Below are 3542 nucleotides of genomic sequence, written 5' to 3'. Positions count from 1 at the left end.
GCCTCACTGATCCGGTTGATCAGTCGACGCGCTTCATGATCATCGCGCAGGGTCTTCGCCAGGGTGATGGTGGAGCCCACCACGAACATGATGCCCATGACCAGGTAGCCCTTGATCCACAGGTCCGTGGGCAACCAGACGATACCCAGAATCATCAGGCCCAGGCTGATGCCAAAAGCCGCCTTCACGTAGAACAACCAGCCGCCGGAATGGCGTTGAATCGTGCTCTCATCCATGGGGTTTCCCTCTCGGTATCTATCGTTGCTTTGTTTAACGATGTTTAATAAAACCCATTGCTAAACATTGTTCAATAATGTGGGTGTTACCGAGTATGTGGCGGGGTGTTCAATAGGAGAGGTTCTATCAGTGAGGAAGATCCGGGGCGCCAGGACGGCGGCCCACCGGGCGGGCCGGATTGCCGGCGACGATGGTCCAGGGCTCCACATCCCGGGTCACCACGGCCCCCATGCCAACCACGGCGTGATCGCCAATGGTGACACCATCGACAATGCCGACCCGGGCGCCGACCCACACATCCCGGCCGATGCGAATACCTTTCGAGGTCACCGGCTGTTCGCGGATTCGGCGATCTGCATCAAGACCGTGGTTAAAGGCATAGAGGGTGCAGTAGGCGGCAATGCGGCTGTCATCGCCAATCTGGATGCCGGCGGCACCACCATCCAGGGTCACATGATGGTTGAGGCTGACCCGCTCGCCCAATTTGACCGGGCCATGAATAACGCAATCTGCCGCGATCTGGCTGCCATCACCCACGATAATGTCGCGACCAGGCTCAGCCAGCAACACCGCCTGGGGCGCCACAAAACAGGCCTCCCCGAAACGCACGGTCTCCAGTGCCATCAATTGCTGCTGGATCTCCCGCTGCCAGGGTTCCGCCCAGGCACGATGTTTTGCTTTCAGGCGACCGTAGAGCCAGGGCATATAGGCCAGGCGTTTTTTGTGCTGTTCGCGGTAGTCGGGGTGAGTCATGGCACTCTCGATATATCCGAAGGATCGGCGCTTGAGCCGCGAATCTGCCTGCGAAGGCCTCGCAACTATGATTCGCGGCTCAAACGCCGATCCTGCAATTAGCAATACGAGTTTAGCAGCCAGCATGGAATGCAGTAGCATTGGCCTCAAATCATAAGGAGAACGTGGCATGAAACAGTTTTGGGTTCTGGTGGGGCTACTGGTTTTGAGCGGCTGCAAGACCATGGAAGCAGCGATGCCTTGGGTAGACATGGGCAACCAGATGGCCAAGAACGCCGGCTACGACACCGACTCGAAACTGGCGGCGGGCATTAAGGAAACGTTGATCACCGGCACCGACCGGGCCAGTGCCCAGCTCTCCCAGACCGGTGCATTCAATCTGAAGCTACCCGCAGCCGCCCAGCCCGTTGCTGATACCCTGCGCCAGTTCGGTTTCGGTAGCTATGTGGACAAGGTGGAAACCGCCATGAACCGGGGCGCGGAGCAGGCGGTGGCAGAAGCAGCCCCGGTCTTCAAGCAGGCTATCACCAACATGAGTGTCAATGATGCCCTGGGAATTATTCGCGGCGGCGATACCGCAGCCACCTCCTACTTCCGAGGAGAGACCGAGACCAGCCTGCGCCAACGCTACCAGCCGATTGTGGAAGACAACCTGAAAAGGACCGGTTTCTACGACCAGTACAAGAGCCTGCTTGCGGTGTACGATAAGTTACCACTCACTAACAAACCTGATATGAACCTGGAAAGCTACGTCATCGACAACAGTATGGACGAGCTCTACACCCGCATCGGCGAGCAGGAAGCGCTGATCCGCCAGAATCCCATGCAGCAGGGCAGTGCACTGATCGGGGCGGTGTTTGGAACGGGACAGGCCGAGTAAGCAGGGCTTTTGGTAGGAGCGTCGCTGGCGGCGCGAACCGGAACGCAGTGCAGGTAACGCCCGACAGGGCGGCCCGCAGGGTGCACGCAGTGCATAAACCCAAAACCTGAAAAGCGGTATTTACCACAGAGGACACAGAGATCACTGAGGAAAAAACAGGTTTTCTCTGTGTGCTCCGTGCCCTCTGTGGTGAAAAGGCTTTTGATCTTGGGTTGGGTTGGGTTATCGCGCCGCCAGCGACGCTCCTACGGCACAGATTCGCTACGCCACCTGCACCGCCGTAAGCTGTGCAAATCGCCCAAGGATAGCGCTGGCATCGTCGCATTCGCGCACTTCCGGCAGGTGACTGTCTACCTGTTGCTGACTCAGCCCTTCACCACGCAGCGCCTGCAGATAGGCGCGCATCACATCGGCGCTGAATTCCGGATGAAACTGCACCCCCCAGACCCGCTCCCCGTAACGGAAGGCCTGGCAGGCGTCATGGACATTGCTGGCCAGCACCGTGGCACCGGGCGGGGGAGTCAGTACTGACTGACGGTGCACCACTTGTGCCCACGGATGTCCGGCGATGGCGCCTAACAGGGCATCCTGTCGACCGGCGCCTGTCAACCGCAGGGCAACCGTGCCCACTTCCAGACCCATGGGGTTATCCGCCACTTCGCCACCCAGGGCGCGAGCCAACAGCTGGTGGCCAAAACACAGTCCCAGTACCGGCATCTGTACCACTTCATGAACCAGGGTATACAACCAACGCATCAACTCCCGCATCCAGGGCGCCTGATCGGTGACCATGGCATGGGAACCGGTAATCACCACGCCCGCCAGCTCAGTCAACGCAGGCAGCGGTCCTCCCTGTTCCGCATCAACCACCATGACATCGGTAGCTGAACCCAGTCCCTGGTGTATCCAGGCATCAAAATCACCGTAGTGCGCGCTGATTTGCGGGAAGGTGCTGCCGGTCTTGATGATGGCGATGGGTTTGCTGTGATTCATGGCCTGTCCACCGTACTGTCCTTGTCTGGTTTTCTTTATTCAGAGCAAGGGCTGTACCAACTTTTCAACGCGCCAAATCTTTGTGTAGGAGCTCCTCTTGAGGGGCGAATCGAGCGTAGCGAGGCAGTATGGCAAGACAGGCTCGCAATGGAGCCTGCCTTGCTCAGATATTCCTGATCGCCCTGCGGGCGACTTCCACGCTGACGCGTGGTTCGCCCCTCAAGAGGAGTTATTCGCTTCGCTTACCCTTCGGGCCGCACGGAACTACGTGCGTTACTCCGCTACGCTACGTTCCTACAGCGGCTTCGAAACAGCTCTGGCAGCAGCCTCCCGCAGAAAGAGGTTTGGCAGCTACATGAGATCCCGATGCCGCGGGCAGCTGATGAGGTGATCGTTGACCATGCCGGTGGCCTGCATGAAGGCGTAGACGATGGTGGGGCCAACAAACTTGAAGCCCCGTTTTTTCAGGGCCTTGCTCATGGCCTCGGCCACCGGGGTGGAGGCGGGCACCTCCTTGAGTGTGCGGAAGTGATTGATCTGCGGTTGCCCCTCCATAAAGTCCCAGAGAAAGTCCCTCAGGGTGCGACCCTCTTCGCGCAACGCCAGATAGGAGCGGGCATTGCCAATGGTGGCAGCCACTTTCAACCGATTGCGGATGATGCCCGGATCCTGAAGCAGG

5 protein-coding genes are annotated in these 3542 nt (G+C 58.8%); 1 reads left to right on the top strand and 4 read right to left on the bottom strand.

What is annotated here, in order from left to right; all coding sequences use genetic code 11:
- Both HUJ17_RS10110 and HUJ17_RS10105 read right to left on the bottom strand, forming a co-directional pair.
- On the bottom strand, positions 1 to 236 hold a 236-nt coding region (locus tag HUJ17_RS10110; RefSeq protein ID WP_290510576.1), incomplete at its 3' end, for a YiaA/YiaB family inner membrane protein.
- Between the two features lie 127 nt (positions 237 to 363).
- Positions 364 to 990, bottom strand: coding sequence for an acyltransferase (locus HUJ17_RS10105; RefSeq protein ID WP_290510575.1), 627 nt, complete (start codon positions 988 to 990; stop codon positions 364 to 366).
- 169 nt (positions 991 to 1159) lie between these two features.
- Between HUJ17_RS10105 and HUJ17_RS10100 the strand changes: the two genes are divergently transcribed.
- Positions 1160 to 1870 (top strand): DUF4197 domain-containing protein, encoded by a 711-nt coding sequence (locus HUJ17_RS10100; protein ID WP_290510574.1) that lies wholly within the window; start codon positions 1160 to 1162, stop codon positions 1868 to 1870.
- Between the two features lie 261 nt (positions 1871 to 2131).
- Here the strand turns inward: HUJ17_RS10100 and HUJ17_RS10095 are convergent, their stop codons facing one another.
- A complete protein-coding gene (locus HUJ17_RS10095; RefSeq protein ID WP_290510573.1) occupies positions 2132 to 2863 on the bottom strand; it encodes a glutamine amidotransferase in 732 nt (243 codons plus the stop codon).
- A 351-nt stretch (positions 2864 to 3214) separates the two neighbouring features.
- Positions 3215 to 3542, bottom strand: a 328-nt coding sequence (locus HUJ17_RS10090; RefSeq protein ID WP_290510572.1) for a DNA-3-methyladenine glycosylase I, incomplete at its 5' end; no start/stop codon positions are given.

The organism is Alcanivorax sp., assembly GCF_014762765.1.
Classification (GTDB): domain Bacteria; phylum Pseudomonadota; class Gammaproteobacteria; order Pseudomonadales; family Alcanivoracaceae; genus Alcanivorax.
The sequence above is the reverse complement of the archived record's forward strand: the minus strand, read 5'-3'. Positions and strand labels throughout refer to the sequence as shown.